The sequence below is a fragment of the Mitsuaria sp. BK041 genome, from assembly GCF_014193085.1.
In the GTDB taxonomy this organism is placed as follows: Bacteria; Pseudomonadota; Gammaproteobacteria; order Burkholderiales; family Burkholderiaceae_C; genus Roseateles.
Genome location: NZ_JACHYT010000001.1, coordinates 949,672 through 964,329, shown reverse-complemented (window position 1 = coordinate 964,329; position 14,658 = coordinate 949,672). Strand labels below are relative to the sequence as shown.

Sequence of the window (14,658 nt, the reverse complement as noted above, 5' to 3'; positions counted from 1 at the left end):
GCTCCCCGTCCGCTTGAGCCCCGGCCTGTGACGACCGGTGTGCCGTGCGGACGCCGATCGGGCGTCGCTGACTGATTGCGTTCGATGTGGGCGGCGTCCAGGCGCTCAGGCCTGGAGTTCGCGCACCCGGTAGACATACAGCCGGTGGCGGGTGCCGGTGTCCAGCTGTGCGAAGACCGGCTGGCCCGGCAGCGGAAAATCCAGGCTCGCCAGCCAGGCGCCCGGTCGCATCTCGGTGCGCGCCTTGTCCAGCGCGCGCGGCATCGATTCGGGTCGCTGGAACAGGTAGACCAGGTCCATCTCGCGCCACGACTGGGCCCACAGGTCGCCCCGGGCGATCTCGGCCCAGGGGCAGCGCAGGCGGGCCAGCAGCCACAGGACGCCACTGTATTCAATGCCCGCGAAGCGCAGGCCCGGATAAGCGCGGCGAAGAGCCACCAATCCGTCGCCCAACCCGCAGCCGGCGTCCAGGACGCGGGCGCCGTCGTGCAGCTTCACACGCTCGGGCAGCGCGCGCAGCGCATCGTGGGGGGTCGGATAAAGCGGCGCGTCGCTCCAGCCGCGGCGCGGATAGGCCAGCACCAGCACCGCCAGCGGGATCAGCCAGATCCAGGCCGGCAGGTCGGTACCCGTGAACAGCAGCGCCAGCGGAAAACCGGACGCCACGATCAGCCGGCGCCAAGCCTGGCGGTGGAGTCCAGCGAGGATCAGACCCAGGCCCGAGGCGACGATCGCCGCCGGCCAGTCCGGGCCGAACAGGCGCCAGACGGCGAAGCAGGCCGCCCAGCTCAGCAGCGCCAGGGCCGGCCAGCGCAGGCCGCCCGGGGCGTCGGTGGATGCGGCGTGGGGAAGTCGGGCGCCCATGGTGGCGGCCTCAATGCATCTGGATGCCGCCGGCCGCCTTGCCCTTGCCGGCGCGCGCCGGCGGGTTGCACAGGCCGCAGACGTAGTGCTTGGCGACCTCATGCGGGTGGGTGACGAAATGACCGCCGCACTTGCTGCACTTGGTCATCGTCAGCATGCCGTTGTCGACGAACTTCACCAGGCGCCAGGCGCGGGTGACGGACAACAGCTGCTCCAGGTTCTGCGCCGCGGTCTGCTCCTGGTACAGCTGGTAGGCCTTGATGACGACGTCGATTTCGTCCATCTCCGCGACCTTGTTCAGGTACTCGTGGATGTTGAGGAACAGGCTGGCATGGATGTTGGGCTGCCAGGTCATGAACCAGTCGGTGGAGAACGGCAGCTGGCCCTTGCTGGGTGACTTGCCCGAGACTTCCTTGTACAGGCGCAGCAAACGCTCGTAGCTCAGGTCCGTCTCAGACTCCAGCACCTGCAGGCGAGCGCCCAGGTGGATCAGCGTCACGGCGCGCTCGATCTGCTTGGCTTCGGTCAAGATGGACTTGGTGCGCATGGCGGTGTCTCCGGCTTCAGTTCTGCGGTCAGGCGTCGATATCGAACTCAGGCAGCTTCCTGATGGCGGCCGGCCAGCAGGATGGAGGCATGCAGGCGGGACACGCTGTCATTGGCGGCCGGCTTGCCGTGCGAGGTCAGCAGGCCCCACACCAGCTCATCATCCATGCGGAAGCGGCACAGCAAGGTGTTGCCCGAGGCAATCTTCAGCATCTGCGCAGCGCTCAGCGTGTTCAGCAGCGTCGCGGTCTCCTCCGAGATGCCCAGACGATACAGCGCCTGCTCACGGTCCGCACGGATCAAACTCTGCGCCAGCATCAGGTACGACAGGTTGGCTTCGCGGATCTCGGCGAGGATTTGGTCGGCGTTCATCGTTCGGCTCCTGGGGTGTTGGGGGCTGAGGTCGTTTCGTTTCAGCGTGAGACGAACTGTAGAGATCCCGACACGCAACCAACATCAGGTCGCTTCCATGTAAAGGTTAGGGAGCGCGCCGACGCGTTTGTCAGATCAATTCCTACAAGAAGCCAGATCAGCGCTATGGCGGGGGCGGTTTTCGGGGGTTTATGCCCTGCTGCGGTGGGGGTGGGCTGGCGGGGGCGCTGTGCTGCGGTGGGGAGGGTTGGCGGGGGCGCTGTGCTGCGGAGACCCGGGCGTTGGTCGCCAGGGCGCAGGGCCTTGGCGGCAAGCGCCAAGACCCCGCGCCCTGCCGCCCCCAACCACTGCCGTCCTGCGGAGGATTTGCTACCGAGGATTTCGGGGGAAGGTGGAACGCAGCAGCTCGAGGTTGCAGGCCGCAAGGTCACTGCCCCGGCCCGCGACGGCACCCGGTTGATCCGGACGCTCACCGATCTCCAGGCAACGCGTCCAGGCGTCGTCGATCATCGGCACCAACACCTCCGCCTGCTCCGGTTGGTCTGCCGCCCAGTCCAGCAACAAGTCACCCAGCGCGAAGAAGAAGTCGGGCGACTCTGCACAGACTTGCAGTTGCGCTTCGGCGAAAACCATGCCGTCAGCATGACGCTTCAGCGATTTCAAGCCGAACAAGCGACGGGTCGCGAGGTCGGACCACCACGTCGGTGTCAGGGACATGTCCGCAAGGCGAGCGGCTGCAGTGGCGAAGGCGACTTCGGCATCGGCGAAGCGCTCGTACACGGACAAGTCCTTGCCGAGCTGGTACCAGAGATAGGGGTTGCTCGGCTCGTCCTCGATTGCGGCCCGGAGCAATTGTTCGTTGCGGCCTTGCTTCACGTGAAGCCGTTCCGGGAGGTAGCCGTCGTGGGCGACGTGAAGGTCGAGCGGCCGTATCGGCAGCGAATGCGCGGGTTGCTCGTGGATTCGGCCGGTGTAGCGGATCGCGCCCGGAAGAACGCGGCTCAAGCGCGAGCGAGCGGTGCCACCGTCGAAGTGATCCTGCAACGCGATCGTGCCGACGAAATCCGGCGGCGTGGCGCGCAGCGCCTCGAGCGCCGCACCACTGCCCTCCCCGATCAGCCATTCATCGGCGTCCAGCACCAGGTGCCAGTCCGCGCCCGCGGCGTCGAGCGCCGCGTTGCGGGCAGCGGAGAAATCGTCGATCCAGGTGAAATGCGCGACACGCGCGCCAGCGGCCTGCGCCAGACGGACGGTGTCATCGGTGGAGCCGGTATCCAGCACCAGCGCGTCGTCCACGAACGGACGGACGCTGTCGAGGAGGCGGCCGATGGTCGCCGCCTCGTCGCGGGCAATGACGACCAGGCAGGTGCGCCAGCGCGAGGCCATGCCGCGCCGCTCAGTGCATCTGGATGCCGCCAGCCGCCTTGCCCTTGCCGGCGCGCGCCGGCGGGTTGCACAGGCCGCAGACGTAATGCTTGGCGACCTCGTGGGGGTGTGTAACGAAATGACCGCCGCACTTGCTGCACTTGGTCATCGTCAGCATGCCGTTGTCGACGAACTTCACCAGGCGCCAGGCGCGGGTGACGGACAACAGCTGCTCCAGGTTCTGCGCCGCGGTCTGTTCCTGGTACAGCTGGTAGGCCTTGATGACGACGTCGATCTCGTCCATCTCCGCGACCTTGTTCAGGTACTCGTGGATGTTGAGGAACAGGCTGGCATGGATGTTGGGCTGCCAGGTCATGAACCAGTCGGTGGAGAACGGCAACTGGCCCTTGCTGGGGCTCTTGCCCGAGACTTCCTTGTACAGGCGCAGCAAACGCTCGTAGCTCAGGTCGGTTTCCGATTCCAGCACCTGCAGGCGCGCGCCCAGCTTGATCAGCGTCACCGCGCGTTCGATCTGCTTGGCTTCGGTCAGGATGGACTTGGTGCGCATGGGGTGGCTCCGGGGGTCTCGGATGGTCTCGGGCGGCAATCGCGTTGCCTGGATCCTGGGATCAGGCGGCTTCCTGGTGGCGGCCGGCCATCAGGATGGAGGCATGCAGGCGGGAGACGCTGTCGTTGGCGGCCGGCTTGCCGTGCGAGGTCAGCAGGCCCCACACCAGGTCGTCGTCCATGCGGAAGCGGCACAGCAGCGTGTTGCCGGAGGCCATCTTCATCATCTGCGCCGGGCTGAGGGTGTTCAGCAGCGTGGCGGTCTCTTCGGAGATGCCCAGGCGGTACAGGGCCTGCTCGCGGTCGGCGCGGATGAGGCTCTGGGCCAGCATCAGGTAGGACAGGTTGGCTTCGCGGATCTCGGCAAGGATCTGGTCGCTGTTCATGTGGGGGCTCCTGGGCGGTTGCGTTGCTGCGATGGAATGAATTCTGAAGAAACCCCCTTTTTCGCGACATCAGGTTGCTGGCATAGATGAGCTACGAAGCCCGCCGACCGCCGTGTCAGACAGATTCCTACACGCTGACAGGCCCCCAAAGGAAAACCGCCGCGCGAGGCCCCGTGGACACGGGCTCGGCGGCGGTTTCTGGCGGAGACAGCCTGTCAGGCTGCCCCGCGGGCGGAAAGTGCTGGCGGAAAGTGCGGGCGCCTCAGGCGGCCTGCAGGCGCAGCAGTTCGGAGTCGACGATCGCCATCAGTTCCGGGGAATCGCGGCGCAGCATGTCCAGCGCCTGACCTTCATTGAGGATGGACAACACCTCGATGGCGGCCTTGACCTCGCCCAAACCGGACAGCGCGAAGCCCAGCGTGTAGAGCGACGGCGCATGCTGCGGCGAGAGCTCGACGGCGCGATGCGCATACAGCGCCGCTTCGCGCAACTGGCCGGCGGCCAGCAGCAGCGCGCCGACGTCGGAGAGCAGCTCCACGCTCATCGGCGCCATTTCCAGCGCGTTGCACAGCAGCGCGACGCCGTCGCCGATGCGGCCCTGCGCGGCCTGCGCATAAGCGGCATTGCGAGCCTGGGCCAGCAGCAGCCGGGCCTCGCTGGAGCCCGGACGGATGCGTCCGTGAACTTGTTCCTCGATCGACGCGTCGATCATCGACACGGCGGACCGTGCCTCGGTTTGCGATTGCAGGGGCATAGATCTCTCCATGGTCGTTGGAACTCGTCGATCGGGTCCGGCCTCTTTGTCCAGACCGGTCCCGGCGAAGGGGGCGGATACGGCGCCGCGCCTTGTCGGCCGCGCCGGAAGGCACTTTAGGGCGCCACCCCCGTGATCGAGCGCACGAAAAGCGCCGCCATTCCCCCTCAATCCCGCCGCGCAGCGGCCGTTAACCCCTTCATGTCCGTCGCCAGACCGACACCCGGGCACAGGTCCGGGTCGAAGTCAAACGACAAACAACGCGTTGCAAGACCTGCTTATCTCCGAATCGAAAGTCTTGACAAATTGCCCTCAAGTTCTAAGGCGCAGGCGCCGATAACCAAAACAACGGGGCTGCTGAACGCAGCGACAAGCCAGCAAGGACCAGGAGTCCAAAGGCGAGTCGCAGCAGGCAGGCGGCACGTGGTCCGGTTAGAAGGCCTGACGTTCTTGGCAACCCGATGAGGGAGTGGGACGGCAACGGTTGACTAGCGTCGGACTGGGACCGAACCGGGAAATGGCCCGGCAGGTTCAGCAGGAGCATCCGAGATCCTCGGCCGGTTCGCCTCACGGCGGGCTGGAGGATCGGAGGACTCAGGCGCTCATGTGTGGTTCGGCGCTTTTGCCGGTATTTACGTATAGCTGTTAGGAGCAATCATGGCCCAAGTCATCAACACCAACCTGCTGTCGCTCAACGCCCAGCGCAACACCAGCACGAGCGCCAGCTCGCTGGCCGTCTCCATGCAGCGCCTGTCCTCGGGCCTGCGTGTCAACTCCGCCAAGGACGACGCCGCCGGCCTGGCGATCGCCGACCGCATGAACGCGCAAGTCCGCGGCATGAACGTGGCCCAGCGCAACGCCAACGACGGCATCTCGCTGTCGCAGACGGCGGAAGGCGCGCTGTCCAAGGTGGGCGATTCGCTGCAGCGCATGCGTGAACTGGCGGTGCAGGCCCGCAACGCGACCAACACCACTTCCGACCTGGACTCGATCGGTCAGGAATACGCGCAGCTGGGCTCTGAAATCCAGCGCGTGCTGGGCGGCACGACCTTCAACGGCCGCGCCATCCTGGCCGGCGATTCGGGCACGCAGACCTTCCAGATCGGCGCCAACACCACGGCCAACGACTCGGTCGACGTCACGACGACCAACATGACCACGGACACGACCATCACCGGCGTGACCGGCGGCGCGATCACCAACGCGTCGACGACGACCGACCTGGCCACCGTGATCGACAACATCGACGCGGCGATCAAGACGGTGTCGAGCGAGCGTTCGAAGCTGGGTGCCTCGCAGAACCGCTTCGACGCGATCGTGTCGAACCTGCAGATCTCGGTCGAGAACCAGACCGCGGCCCGCAGCCGGATCATGGACGCCGACTTCGCCTCGGAAACCGCCAACCTGAGCCGCGCGCAGATCCTGCAGCAGGCCGGCAACGCGATGATCGCCCAGGCCAACCAGGCGCCCCAGCAAGTGCTGGCCCTGCTGCGCTGATCCTCGTCAGCCAGACGCCCGCGAGGGGGACTTCGGTCCCCCTTCTCTTTCCCCATCCCGAGCGGGTGGCGAAAGAGAAGCGCTCGCCCGCCATGGCACGACTTCACGCCTGGGACAGGCGGTTACACGCTTTCTTTTCAAGAAGGCCTCAAGTCCATTCCCTGCCGGCCCGATAACTGCATCAACGGGTCCGCAAATCAACAGCAAGGGCCACGTGGTCCGGCTCAGTCGGACAGTTTTTCAAACGTCCGACCGAGACCGTGAAGGTCTCTGAATTCAAAAGGAATGGATCATGGCTCAGATCATCAACACCAACCTGCAATCGCTCAACGCCCAGCGCAACCTGTCGTCCTCTCAGTCCTCGCTGTCGGTCTCGATGCAGCGCCTGTCCTCGGGCCTGCGCGTCAACTCCGCCAAGGACGACGCCGCCGGCCTGGCGATCGCCGAACGCATGAACGCCCAAGTGCGCGGCATGAACGTCGCGGTGCGCAATGCCAACGACGGCATCTCGCTGGCGCAGACCGCCGAAGGCGCGCTGTCCAAGGTGGGCGATTCGCTGCAGCGCATGCGTGAACTGGCGGTTCAGGCCCGCAACGCGACCAACACGACCTCCGACCTGGACTCGATCGGCAAGGAATACGCCCAGCTGGGCCAGGAAATCGGCCGCGTCATCGGTGGCACGACCTTCAACGGCAAGGCCATCCTGGGCGCCGATGCCGGCACGCAGACCTTCCAGATCGGAGCCAACACCAGCGCGAACGACTCGGTGGACGTGGTCACGAACAACATGACCAACGACGCGACGATCACCGCCGTCACCGGCGGCGTGATCGACAACGCCTCGACGCCGGACTCGCTCAAGACGGTGATCGACAACATCGACGCGGCCATCACCACGGTCTCCGGCCAGCGCGCGATCCTGGGCGCCTCGCAGAACCGCTTCGACGCGATCATCTCCAACCTGCAGGTCTCGGTGGAGAACCAGACCGCCGCCCGCAGCCGCATCATGGATGCCGACTTCGCCGCGGAAACCGCCAACCTGAGCCGCTCGCAGATCCTGCAGCAGGCCGGCAACACGATGGTGGCGCAGGCCAACCAGCTCCCGCAGCAGGTGCTGTCGCTGCTGCGCAGCTGATCCCCACACGCGGGCGCCGTCCGGCGCCCTCCCCGGTTGACTCCTCAAGCGCCGGTCCTCGCGGCCGGCCTTCCAAAGGCTCCGCACCGTCCCCCGGGACTGGTGCGGGGCCTTCTTTCATTGGCTTCGTAATGGACGGTTTTCCGCCCGTTAATCGGCCCATCGACGGGGTGGCAGCTTTCGCACAATGGCATCCATCGAGCATGAAGTACCGCTCGACCACCGGTCCAACCGGCAGATCCGAACAATGACTGCGATGGCGCAGCGAGGATCGGCAGGCGAGGTCGGGAACCGACCCACCTAACCGGGATCGCAGCCAGGACAGGATCTCCGCAGGAGTGCATCAATGCCACAGACCATCAACACCAACATTGCTTCGCTGAACGCGCAACGCAATCTGAACTCGTCGCAGTCGTCGCTGGCGACCTCGATGCAGCGCCTGTCGTCGGGCCTGCGGGTGAACTCCGCCAAGGACGACGCGGCCGGCCTGGCCATCGCCGAACGGATGAACGCGCAAGCCCGCGGCATGTCGGTCGCGATGCGCAATGCCAACGACGGCATCTCGCTGGCGCAGACCGCTGAAGGCGCGCTGGGCAAGGTGGCCGATTCGCTGCAGCGGATGCGCGAACTGGCGATCCAGGCCCGCAACGCGACCAACGCGGACAGCGACAAGGATTCGCTGGACAAGGAATTCGGCGAACTGGCCAAGGAAATCCAGCGGGTCACCGCCGGCACCACCTTCAACGGCAAGTACATCCTGGGCCAGGACGCGTCGCTGCCGCAGACCTTCCAGGTCGGGCCGAACACCACGTCCAATGACGAGATCACCGTCACGACGCCCAACATGTCGGCCGACACCACGATCACCCAGGTCTCCGGCTCGGACACCAGCGGCGCCGGCCGCGCGGTGATCGACCGCACCGCGGACGCGGCGGCGATCGCCACCGTGGTGGCCAACATCGACACGGCGCTGGACACCGTCAACAGCCAGCGCGCGACGCTGGGCGCGACGCAGAACCGCTTCGACGCGGTGATCTCCAACCTGCAGGTGGCCTACGAGAACCAGACCGCCGCCCGCAGCCGGATCATGGATGCCGACTTCGCGGTTGAGACCTCCAACCTGAGCCGGGCGCAGATCCTGCAGCAGGCCGGCAACGCGATGGTCGCGCAGGCCAACCAGCTGCCGCAGCAAGTGCTGTCGCTGCTCAAGGGTTGATAGAAAAACGCAATCAAAGCGCCGGGCCTCCGTCCTAAAGTCGGATCGCCTGACGCCGATATGCAGGACAGGGCCTCACGCCAATCACGCGAGGCCCTGTCGCGCATGGGGCTTCCGGCCAGGGAGCCGGCACACGGTCACAGGGAGTTCGCACGATGGCAAGCATCACCTCCGCGGGTCTGGGCAGCGGTCTGGACGTCGAAAGCATCGTCACGAAGCTGGTGTCGCTGGAAAAGCAGCCGATCACCGACCTCCAGTCGCGCACCGACACCATCAAGTCGCAGATCTCCGAGTACGGCAAGATCAAGAGCGCCTTCAGCGCGATGCGCGACGCGGCCGCCAAGCTGGCCAATCCGACCACCTGGTCCGCGCTGACCGCCACCTCCTCCGACACGACGATGGCCACCGTCATCGCCGGCGCCGGCTCGGGCGCGGGTTCCTACGCGCTGGACGTCGCCAACCTCGCCTCGGCGCAGTCGCTCTCGAGCAAGGGCTTCGCCAACAACGCGACGGTGGGCTCGGGCTCGATGACCATCGAGCTGGGCCAGTGGAGCGGCACCAACAACTCCACCTTCACCAGCAAGGACGGCGCGACGCCGGTCAGCATCTCCATCTCGTCGACCGACACGCTGGCCAACATCCGCGACAAGGTCAATGCCTCGGGCGCCGGCGTGCTGGCCTCGGTGGTCACCGACGCGACCGGCTCGCGCCTGGTGATCCGCTCGCGCGACACCGGCGAGGCCAACGGCTTCCGCATCACCACCGCCGATGACGACGGCAACGGCGCCGACGCCAATGGCCTGTCCGCGCTGGCCTACGACCCGACCGCCTCGATCTCGTCGATGACGCAGAACACCGCGGCCAAGAACGCCAACCTGACGATCAACGGCCTGGCGATCAGCTCCGCCTCCAACAACATCGAGGGCGCCGTCGACGGCCTGACGATCAACCTGCTCAAGACCGGGCAGTCCACCGTCACCGTCGGCCAGGACAAGGACAGCGTCAAGAAGGCGATCAACGACTTCGTCACGTCGTACAACAGCCTGATGACGCTGATGCGCAACGACACCAAGTACGACGACGCCAACAAGACCGCCGGCGCGCTGCAGGGCGACAGCACCGCGGTGGGCCTGCAGAGCCAGCTGCGCAACATCACCGCCGCGGGCAGCACGCTGGGCGGCAAGTTCGGCCGCTTGTCGGACCTGGGCCTGGACATCGGCGCCGACGGCACCATCAAGGTCAACGACACCAAGCTGACCAGCGCGCTGGGCAGCATGAGCGACCTGAAGAACCTGTTCATGGGCGTGGACACCGCCAACCCGAACAACAACGGCATCGCCACCCGCTGGCGCGCCTTCGCCGACCAGGTCACCGGCTTCGACGGCTCGATCACCACCCGCACCACCGGGCTGCAGTCGCGGGTGACCACCAACAACAAGCGCGTGGACGAGCTCAACGACCGCGCCGCCGCCTACGAGAAGCGGGTGCGCGCCCAGTACACGGCGCTGGACACGCAGATGGCCAAGCTCAACGACATGCAGAGCTACGTCAACAAGATCACCAGCATGCTGGGCAGCAGCTGAGGCCGGGGGCGCGGCGTGCCGGGTGGGGATCGCCCTCGGAACTGGACCGTCGCCACCGCCCTTCTCCGGCGCTTCGAAAAGACCGCCGACAAGCCTCCTCACGGAGGCTTTTGTTTTTCTCCAGTCGCGCAGAATTTCGAGACAAATTCGACACGGGGGAGGCTCAAGTTGGGCCAGCGGGGGCCGAAAACTGATTCAAGCACTACAGCACACCCCAGCAGCACATCATGTACGGCAACTCCTCCCCCTTCGCTTCCCACGGTCAACGCGCCAGCAGCATGTACAACCGCGTCGGCGTGGAAACGGACGTGATGACGGCCTCGCCGCACCGCCTGGTGACCCTGCTGCTGGACGGCGCCTTCGATTCGATGACGCAAGCCATCGGCGCGATCCGCACCGGCAATGTCGACGCCAAGAACCGCAGCCTGAGCCGCGCGGTCCGCATCCTGGACGAGGGCCTGAAGGCGGCCCTGAACCTGGAGTCGGGCGAGCTGGCCATGGACCTGCGCGACCTGTATGCCTACATCTGCATGCGGCTGACCCACGCCAACCTGCGCAGCGACGACGTCGCCGTCGAGGAATGCGTGAAGCTGCTGCAACCGATCCGCGAAGCCTGGGCCAGCATCGCCCCGGCCGCTGCCGAACAACGCGTCGCGGCCTGATCCGGCCCCGCTCCCCTCCAGCCTGACGACTTGAGAAGTTCCATGTCCAAGTACACCGCCAAGCCCCAAGCCCCCGCCGCCCACGCCGCCCCGACCACTCCGGACCGCCTCATGAGCACCCAACTGTTGAGCTACTACGAAGCCATCGAGCAAGCCAGCGCCGACATGCTGAGCGCCGCCCGCTCGGGCAACTGGGACGAGGTGGTCAAGCTCGAAGGCGCCTGCGTGCTGCTGATCTCGCAGCTCAAGCACGCCGCCGGCAGCCAGCAGTTGGGCCCCGACGAGGCGCAGCTCAAGACCCGCATCATGCAGCGCATCCTGGTCAACGACGCCGAGATCCGCCACCTGGCCGAACCCTGGCTGGAGGACCTGGACCAGCTGATGAAGGGCAAATCCAAGACGGTGCACTGACCGGCCCGACGATCGCTGCGACGACCGGTCCGACGGCCTCCCCGCGATCGACCGCCCCGGCGATTCGAGACTTCGGTCACGCGACCGGCCCCGGATCGTCCGCCAGCGCCGCGACCGGCCCCTCGAACGGATGGGGGCGGCGCGGCGTTTGCCTTGGGGGATGCGGGAGAATTTTTCCGAACGATTGCAGCCGGATGCTGGCCTTGAGCGACCTGAAAGTCCCCGCCCCTCCCGCCGATGCCGCGGACGCCGATTACCGGCTGGACGCGCCCGGCGAGATCATGAACTGGCTGCGCGAGCTGCTGCAGTCGCAGGCGCGCCTGCAGCTGTCCACTCCGGCGGGCGAGGCCATCCACACGGTGCTGCGCGCCCTCGATACGCCGCGCGGCATGCTGACGATGGAAGCGCCACAGGCCGGCGACACGCTGGCGCCGGTGCTGGCGAGCGACGAGCTGGTGGCCACCGCCTACCTGGACCGCATCAAGCTGCAGTTCGACCTCTCCGGGCTGGTCGCGATCCGAGGCGATGGCGCCGAGGTGCTGCGCGCCCCGGTCCCGCTGCGGCTGTACCGCTTCCAGCGGCGCCAGGCCTACCGGGTGGCCTCGGCCGGGCAGCTGTATCCGGCGCTGAAGCTGGCCGACGCCGACCTGCCCCGGATCCGCGTGGTCAACGTGAGCGCCGGCGGCGTCGCGCTGCACTGGCCGGCCCACGTGGTGCCGGTGCCGCAGGCGGGCCAGGAGATCACCGGCACCTTGGAACTCGAGCGCGAAGTCAGCTTCGCGACGCTGCTGCGGGTCCAGCATCTGACGCAGGGCGAACAAGGCGCCCCGCACCAGGCCGGCTGCGCCTTCGTCTCGCTGGCCCCGACCGCCGCCCGCGCGCTGCAGGTCTTCATCGACCAGGCGCAGAAACGGGAACGGCTGATGCGTCGCAGCAGCTGAAGCGGTCGATCCGACCCACTGCCGACCCGCGTCGGCGCACCGGCGGGTCCGGACAGCCGATCCGGTCCGCCAATGACAAAAGCCGTCCGAGGGCGGCTTTTTCGCGTCCGATCGGCGCCGATGCGCGCTGTCGCGCGGTGTCAGACCTGCATGTTCATGATTTCCGAGTAGGCCGACACCAGCCGGTTGCGAACCTGCAGCGTCGCCTGGAAGCCGATCTGGGCCTTCTGCATGGCGACCATGGTCTCCTCCAGGCTGACGGTCGGGTTGTCCAGCTGGACCTCCCGCTGCAGCCGCGACGCCTCGTTCTGCTGCGTGCTGACCGACTTCAGCGCCGAGCTCATCGCGTCCGCGAAGCTGGTGCCGCCGGGCGCGGCCTTGGCCACCGGCTGACCCTGTGGGGTCAATCCGGCACGGGCCACCGCGCTGGCGAAGTCGAAGGGTTTGAGTTTCAGGTCCACGGCATGCATCGTACGGATGCCGCCGCCGGCCATAGCTCCGAACTGGGGGGGCTTCTTCGGCCTGTTCCCAACATTCTTGAGGGCCCCGATCGAAATAATCCTGACCTGTGCCGAGGCGTCCGCCTGGGCGCACCCCGCCGATCGTTCGACCCCAGCCGTACACCCCCATGGACAACGCCCTGAGCAGCCCCGCCGCCGGACTCCCCGAGGTGCAGCAGACCGCCAAACCGGCGGGCCTGCCCCAGCGCCTGGCCGCGATGCCCACCAAGAGCAAGCTGATGCTGGGCGGCGGCGTCGCCGCGCTGCTCGCGGTGATCGTGGCGATGTCGATGATGACGGCCAAGCCGGATTTCCGCCCGCTGTTCTCGGGCCTCTCCGACAAGGACGGCGGCGCCGTCATCGCGCAGCTCGCGCAGATGAATGTGCCCTACCGCAACGAGCCGGGCGGCACCATCATGGTCCCCGCCAACCAGGTCTACGACCTGCGCATGAAGCTGGCCTCGGCCGGCCTGCCCAAGGGCGGCATCGTCGGCTTCGAGCTGATGGACAAGCAGTCCATCGGCCAGACCGCGTTCAACGAACGCCTGAACTTCCAGCGCGCCCTCGAGGGCGAACTCACCCGCACCATCACCGCGATGGCCGACGTCGCCGACGCGCGCGTCCACCTGGCCATGCCGCAGCAGAACGGCTTCTTCCGCGAACAGCAGAAGCCCAGCGCCTCGGTGATGCTGACGCTGCGCGGCGGCCGCACGCTGGACCGCGCCCAGATCGCCGGCATCGTCCACCTGGTGTCCTCGTCGGTGCCGGAACTCAATCCCAAGGCCGTCAGCGTGCTCGACAGCACCGGCGCCCTGCTCTCCCAGAACCCCGACGGCAACGCCACCGGCCTGGACAGCCAGCAGCTGCAGTACAAGCAGCAGGTCGAAGCCAACCTGAACAAGCGGATCGCGGAGCTGCTGGAGCCGGTGGTCGGCCGCGACAACCTGCGCTCGACGGTCACCGCCGACGTCGACTTCAACCAGGTCGAGTCCACCGCCGAGGAATACCGCCCCAACCAGGGCCCCAACACCCAGAGCGCGGTGCGCCGCCTGACCTCGGAAGAGCAGTCCGGCGGCACCGCCGGCGTGCCCACCGGCGTGCCGGGCGCCACCACCAACCAGGTGCCCCCGCAGGCCGCCGCGCCGATCAACGGCCAGGCCCAGCCGCTGCAGCCGGCCGGTCAATCCGGCGGCACGCAGAACATGCGCCGCAACAACGACACGCAGTTCGAGCTGGACCGCACCGTGCGCGTCACCCGCAACGCGATCGGCCAGGTCCGCCGGCTGAACGCGGCCGTCGTCGTCAACCAGAAGACGGTCACCGACAAGAATGGCAAGACCTCCAGCCAGCCGCTGTCCGAGACCGAGATCCAGAAGCTGGATTCGCTGGTCAAGGAGGCGCTGGGCTTCTCGCAGGAGCGCGGGGATTCGGTCAAGGTGATCAGCACCCCGTTCGTCTCGGACAAGGTCGAGCCCGCCGACGTGCCGCTGTGGCAGCAGCCCTGGCTGCGTGACATCGCCCGCGATGCCACCGTGCCGGCCGCCCTGGTACTGATCGCGCTGATCGCCGTGTTCGGGCTGGTTCGCCCTGCTCTCAAGGCGGCTTTCCCGCCGCCGGCCGAACAGAAGGACGACACTGCCGGGAACAACGGCCTGAGCGTGGTCGAGAACGAGCAGCTGGCGCTGGGCGGTCCCGGCGGCCTGCCGGCCCTGGAGGCGCCGATCTCCAACGACAAGCTGGAGCGGGCCCGCCTGCTGGCCAAGGAGAACCCGGTCGCGGTGGCCAACATCATGCGCGCCTGGGTCAACGGCGAAGAGCTGGAAACCTCCCCGGCCGGCGGCCGCCGCTGAGCGGCGCTG

At 67.1% G+C, this 14,658-nt stretch carries 16 protein-coding genes; 8 read left to right on the top strand and 8 right to left on the bottom strand.

Features of this window, described 5'->3' with window-relative positions; translation table 11 throughout:
- Positions 1 to 105 precede the first annotated feature (105 nt).
- The 7 genes from FHT38_RS04200 to FHT38_RS04170 all read right to left on the bottom strand — a co-directional run bounded on the left by FHT38_RS04200 (position 106) and on the right by FHT38_RS04170 (position 4,854).
- Complete coding sequence (locus FHT38_RS04200; RefSeq protein WP_091722410.1) at positions 106 to 864, bottom strand: class I SAM-dependent methyltransferase; 759 nt, start codon at positions 862 to 864, stop codon at positions 106 to 108.
- A gap of 10 nt (positions 865 to 874) precedes the next feature.
- Positions 875 to 1,411: a flagellar transcriptional regulator FlhC gene (flhC, locus tag FHT38_RS04195; protein WP_091722407.1), complete on the bottom strand. Its 537-nt coding sequence runs from the start codon at positions 1,409 to 1,411 to the stop codon at positions 875 to 877.
- A 47-nt stretch (positions 1,412 to 1,458) separates the two neighbouring features.
- Positions 1,459 to 1,782: a flagellar transcriptional regulator FlhD gene (flhD, locus tag FHT38_RS04190; protein WP_183490174.1), complete on the bottom strand. Its 324-nt coding sequence runs from the start codon at positions 1,780 to 1,782 to the stop codon at positions 1,459 to 1,461.
- Positions 1,783 to 2,151: 369 nt separating this feature from the next.
- Entirely contained in the window at positions 2,152 to 3,168 is a 1,017-nt protein-coding gene (locus FHT38_RS04185) for a glycosyltransferase (RefSeq protein WP_183490171.1), read from the bottom strand.
- Between the two features lie 10 nt (positions 3,169 to 3,178).
- On the bottom strand, positions 3,179 to 3,715 hold the full coding sequence (gene flhC / locus FHT38_RS04180) for a flagellar transcriptional regulator FlhC (protein WP_091722393.1): 537 nt from the start codon (positions 3,713 to 3,715) through the stop codon (positions 3,179 to 3,181).
- A 61-nt stretch (positions 3,716 to 3,776) separates the two neighbouring features.
- Positions 3,777 to 4,100: a flagellar transcriptional regulator FlhD gene (gene flhD / locus FHT38_RS04175; RefSeq protein ID WP_091722388.1), complete on the bottom strand. Its 324-nt coding sequence runs from the start codon at positions 4,098 to 4,100 to the stop codon at positions 3,777 to 3,779.
- Positions 4,101 to 4,362: 262 nt separating this feature from the next.
- Positions 4,363 to 4,854 (bottom strand): tetratricopeptide repeat protein, encoded by a 492-nt coding sequence (locus tag FHT38_RS04170; RefSeq protein WP_091722385.1) that lies wholly within the window; start codon positions 4,852 to 4,854, stop codon positions 4,363 to 4,365.
- A gap of 657 nt (positions 4,855 to 5,511) precedes the next feature.
- Between FHT38_RS04170 and FHT38_RS04165 the strand changes: the two genes are divergently transcribed.
- The 7 genes from FHT38_RS04165 to FHT38_RS04135 all read left to right on the top strand — a co-directional run bounded on the left by FHT38_RS04165 (position 5,512) and on the right by FHT38_RS04135 (position 12,299).
- On the top strand, positions 5,512 to 6,351 hold the full coding sequence (locus FHT38_RS04165; RefSeq protein WP_091722381.1) for a flagellin: 840 nt from the start codon (positions 5,512 to 5,514) through the stop codon (positions 6,349 to 6,351).
- A 292-nt stretch (positions 6,352 to 6,643) separates the two neighbouring features.
- A complete protein-coding gene (locus tag FHT38_RS04160) occupies positions 6,644 to 7,486 on the top strand; it encodes a flagellin (RefSeq protein ID WP_091722378.1) in 843 nt (280 codons plus the stop codon).
- 346 nt (positions 7,487 to 7,832) lie between these two features.
- Entirely contained in the window at positions 7,833 to 8,702 is an 870-nt protein-coding gene (locus FHT38_RS04155; RefSeq protein WP_091722373.1) for a flagellin, read from the top strand.
- Between the two features lie 155 nt (positions 8,703 to 8,857).
- Positions 8,858 to 10,285 (top strand): flagellar filament capping protein FliD, encoded by a 1,428-nt coding sequence (fliD, locus tag FHT38_RS04150; protein WP_183490168.1) that lies wholly within the window; start codon positions 8,858 to 8,860, stop codon positions 10,283 to 10,285.
- 227 nt (positions 10,286 to 10,512) lie between these two features.
- Positions 10,513 to 10,947 carry a flagellar export chaperone FliS gene (gene fliS, locus FHT38_RS04145; RefSeq protein ID WP_091722364.1) on the top strand — a complete coding sequence of 145 codons (435 nt, stop codon included), beginning with the start codon at positions 10,513 to 10,515 and terminating at the stop codon, positions 10,945 to 10,947.
- A gap of 111 nt (positions 10,948 to 11,058) precedes the next feature.
- Positions 11,059 to 11,358 carry a flagellar protein FliT gene (locus FHT38_RS04140; protein ID WP_091725004.1) on the top strand — a complete coding sequence of 100 codons (300 nt, stop codon included), beginning with the start codon at positions 11,059 to 11,061 and terminating at the stop codon, positions 11,356 to 11,358.
- Positions 11,359 to 11,561: 203 nt separating this feature from the next.
- Positions 11,562 to 12,299 carry a flagellar brake protein gene (locus tag FHT38_RS04135; RefSeq protein WP_183478470.1) on the top strand — a complete coding sequence of 246 codons (738 nt, stop codon included), beginning with the start codon at positions 11,562 to 11,564 and terminating at the stop codon, positions 12,297 to 12,299.
- A gap of 140 nt (positions 12,300 to 12,439) precedes the next feature.
- Here FHT38_RS04135 and fliE read toward each other — a convergent pair whose 3' ends face one another.
- The gene (fliE, locus tag FHT38_RS04130; protein ID WP_254783195.1) at positions 12,440 to 12,760 is read right to left on the bottom strand and encodes a flagellar hook-basal body complex protein FliE; all 321 of its coding nucleotides are present in this window, start codon (positions 12,758 to 12,760) and stop codon (positions 12,440 to 12,442) included.
- 167 nt (positions 12,761 to 12,927) lie between these two features.
- Here fliE and fliF point away from each other — a divergent pair, with 167 nt between their 5' ends.
- Positions 12,928 to 14,649 (top strand): flagellar basal-body MS-ring/collar protein FliF, encoded by a 1,722-nt coding sequence (gene fliF, locus FHT38_RS04125; RefSeq protein WP_091722357.1) that lies wholly within the window; start codon positions 12,928 to 12,930, stop codon positions 14,647 to 14,649.
- Positions 14,650 to 14,658 lie beyond the last annotated feature (9 nt).

Excerpts from the sequence above, each read along its gene's own strand:
- FHT38_RS04200 (WP_091722410.1), bottom strand. The coding sequence starts at position 864 with ATGGGCGCCCGACTTCCCCACGCCGCATCCACCGACGCCCCGGGCGGC.
- flhC (WP_091722407.1), bottom strand. The coding sequence starts at position 1,411 with ATGCGCACCAAGTCCATCTTGACCGAAGCCAAGCAGATCGAGCGCGCC.
- flhD (WP_183490174.1), bottom strand. The coding sequence starts at position 1,782 with ATGAACGCCGACCAAATCCTCGCCGAGATCCGCGAAGCCAACCTGTCG.
- FHT38_RS04185 (WP_183490171.1), bottom strand. The coding sequence starts at position 3,168 with ATGGCCTCGCGCTGGCGCACCTGCCTGGTCGTCATTGCCCGCGACGAG.
- flhC (WP_091722393.1), bottom strand. The coding sequence starts at position 3,715 with ATGCGCACCAAGTCCATCCTGACCGAAGCCAAGCAGATCGAACGCGCG.
- flhD (WP_091722388.1), bottom strand. The coding sequence starts at position 4,100 with ATGAACAGCGACCAGATCCTTGCCGAGATCCGCGAAGCCAACCTGTCC.
- FHT38_RS04170 (WP_091722385.1), bottom strand. The coding sequence starts at position 4,854 with ATGCCCCTGCAATCGCAAACCGAGGCACGGTCCGCCGTGTCGATGATC.
- FHT38_RS04165 (WP_091722381.1), top strand. The coding sequence starts at position 5,512 with ATGGCCCAAGTCATCAACACCAACCTGCTGTCGCTCAACGCCCAGCGC.
- FHT38_RS04160 (WP_091722378.1), top strand. The coding sequence starts at position 6,644 with ATGGCTCAGATCATCAACACCAACCTGCAATCGCTCAACGCCCAGCGC.
- FHT38_RS04155 (WP_091722373.1), top strand. The coding sequence starts at position 7,833 with ATGCCACAGACCATCAACACCAACATTGCTTCGCTGAACGCGCAACGC.
- fliD (WP_183490168.1), top strand. The coding sequence starts at position 8,858 with ATGGCAAGCATCACCTCCGCGGGTCTGGGCAGCGGTCTGGACGTCGAA.
- fliS (WP_091722364.1), top strand. The coding sequence starts at position 10,513 with ATGTACGGCAACTCCTCCCCCTTCGCTTCCCACGGTCAACGCGCCAGC.
- FHT38_RS04140 (WP_091725004.1), top strand. The coding sequence starts at position 11,059 with ATGAGCACCCAACTGTTGAGCTACTACGAAGCCATCGAGCAAGCCAGC.
- fliF (WP_091722357.1), top strand. The coding sequence starts at position 12,928 with ATGGACAACGCCCTGAGCAGCCCCGCCGCCGGACTCCCCGAGGTGCAG.